2 protein-coding genes and 1 pseudogene are annotated in these 2483 nt (G+C 74.3%); 1 reads left to right on the plus strand and 2 read right to left on the minus strand.

Annotated elements, in window-relative coordinates:
- Positions 1–279: pseudogene (locus H0488_RS22825) on the minus strand (adenosine deaminase); the annotation flags it as partial.
- A gap of 48 nt (positions 280–327) precedes the next feature.
- Between H0488_RS22825 and H0488_RS22830 the strand changes: the two are divergent.
- The gene (locus H0488_RS22830; RefSeq protein WP_183101480.1) at positions 328–780 is read left to right on the plus strand and encodes a MaoC family dehydratase; all 453 of its coding nucleotides are present in this window, start codon (positions 328–330) and stop codon (positions 778–780) included.
- Between the two features lie 41 nt (positions 781–821).
- On the opposite strand, the gene H0488_RS22835 is transcribed toward H0488_RS22830, so the two are convergent.
- A partial coding sequence (locus H0488_RS22835) for an AfsR/SARP family transcriptional regulator (RefSeq protein ID WP_220794913.1) occupies positions 822–2483 on the minus strand: 1662 nt, incomplete at its 5' end.

Consider the following 2483-nt stretch of genomic DNA (forward strand, 5'->3'; position numbering starts at 1 on the left):
GACGCACCCCCGGGCCACCCGGGTCAGGGCCGCGGCGCTCTGCATGACGGCCACCGTGTGCTCGAACGTCTCGAGGTAGCGCACCAGCGAGCCGGAGTCGGCCGCCTCCGCGAACCACTCCCCGAGCGCGTCAGCATCGGTGGTCGGGAGCTCGTGACCCGCAGCCGCGGCGAGCTCCACGATCGTCGCCGGCCGGAGCCCGCCGTCGAGATGATCGTGGAGCAAGACCTTCGGCGCGGACCTCAGATCCTCGACGGGCGGCACGCGTGTAGGTTCCATGCCGAGCATTGTTCCACCGGGTCAAGTTGCGCATGAAGGAGACGACCAATGCGGGTCTTCACGACGTTCGAGGAGCTCGAGGCTGCGGCCGGTGCCGAGCTCGGCACCAGCGAGTGGGTCACGATCGACCAGCACCGGGTCAACCAGTTCGCGGACGCGACCGGCGACCACCAGTGGATCCACGTCGACGTCGAGCGGGCGAAGAACGGGCCGTTCGGCGGCACCATCGCGCACGGCTACCTGACCCTGGCGCTCATCCCGTGGCTCGGCAGCCAGGTCTTCAAGCTGGCGACCCCCGGCGCGAAGCTCAACTACGGCGTCAACAAGGTGCGCTTCCCCGCCCCGCTCCTGGTCGGCTCCCGGATCCGCGCCCACCTGACGATCACCAGCGTCACCGACATCCCCAAGGGCAAGCAGCTGACCGTCCAGCACACGATCGAGATCGAGGGCGAGGAGAAGCCGGCCTGCGTCGCCGAGACCGTGGTCCTCCTGCTCGTCTGAATGGGCCGAGCGGCTCGACCTGGCCGAACCGCCCCGACGGATCAGCCGGCGAGCGACCCGGCGGGCCGCTGCGCCCCCGGCACCAGCTCCTCGACCAGCGCCTCGGTCTCGGCCTCCAGCTCGGCGCCCCGCTCCGCCAGGGCGACCCACATCTGGTCGACCGCGGCCGCGACGCCAGGCCCGCCCGGACCGTCGTACTCGGCCCGGAGCAGGTCGCGCCACAGCAGCTGTGACTCCGGCACCAGCCGCAGGCCCGCCCGCGCGGCGCCCGCGGCGCCGTCGGGGTCGTCGGTGGAGAGCTCGACCAGCCGGTGAGCGGTGGCCTCGACCGCGTCCGCGACCGTGGTGTCGAGTCGGGTGCGCGCCAGCCAGCTGTAGCGGCCGCGCTCGCGACGGTCGAGGAACGGGCCGCGGACCAGCTGCAGCGCGCGGCGCAGCAGGACCACCTCGGACTTGACCGGGACGCCCCGCGAGCGCTGCACCAGCGTGCAGAACGCGTGCCAGTCGACGGCGACGTCGTCGGCGAGGAACAGCCGGCCCTCGTCGTTCTCGCGCAGCAGGTAGCTGCCGTCGGCCGCGTGGCCCAGCCACTCGCGCACCCGCTCGACCGTCGCGTCCCGCACCTCGGCGGTGACGCCGCGCGGCCACACGGAGGCCGCGAGCACGCTCGGGTGCACCGGCCCGCTCTGCAGGGCGAGGAAGGTCGCGACCTCGGTCGCGAGGCCCACCCGGACCTCGTCCAGCTGACCCGGGACCCGGGTCTCGAGCGCACCGAGCACACCGATCCGCACGTCGGCGGACGCCCAGTGGGCGTCGTCGCCCGGCCGGGGTGCGCGCGGGAGGACGACACCGGCGTCGGTCGCCGGTGACCGCTGCTCGCGGGCCTTGGCGAACAGGCCGGCCAGCTGGACGGCGCTCCGCTCGGTCAGGCGTACGGCGGTGACGGCGATGTCGAGCAACGGCAGCGCCAGGTGGCCCGACTCGTCGACGGTGAGGTGCCACCGGGTGCCGGGAAGGCGGCCGACCGCGACCACGCCGAGCCCCCGGTCACCGGTGCGGACCATCGGCTGCAGCCGCTCGACCAGCTCGTCGTCGGGTGCGGTGCCGAGCAGGAGGTACTGCGGCGTGAGGTCGGGCTTCCGGCCGACCCGGCCGGACAGCACGTCCTGACCGGTGCGGTCCGGCCGGTCGCCCTCGAGACGGGTGACCAGCGCGGGCAGGTCGTCGACCACGGTGAACCGACCGTCGGCGACGTCGGCCAGGATCGGCGACAGCTCGAAGGAGTGGACCACCTGGTCGTCGGACCAGGGCGAGGTCACCAGCTGCACCGCCAGCGCCGACACCACCTCGCGCGCCACGGCGTCGGCGCCGCTGACCGACGCCGGGCCGCCCACGGCCTCGAGGTCGATCAGCACGTCGGCGCCGTCGTCGTCGCGCCCGATGCACACCAGTCCGGGGTACGGCGCACTGCCGAGCGGCCCCTGGTCCGCCTCGGCCGACTCCCGGTGGAGTCGCCAGCGCCGCCCGTCCCGGAGCGGGATCCACGGCGCGGGCGGGTTCGGCGCGGCGGGCGCGATCCGGAGCTCGATCTCGTCGTCGTCGACCGTGATCGCGTAGACCGGCGGCAGCGGGATGCCCTCGGCCTCGGCGGCGACCACCAGCCGCCGGAGCGCGCGGTCGACCCGCTCGGCCCGGTCGAGGTC

This window comes from Nocardioides pelophilus (assembly GCF_014180685.1).
GTDB lineage: Bacteria > Actinomycetota > Actinomycetes > Propionibacteriales > Nocardioidaceae > Nocardioides > Nocardioides pelophilus.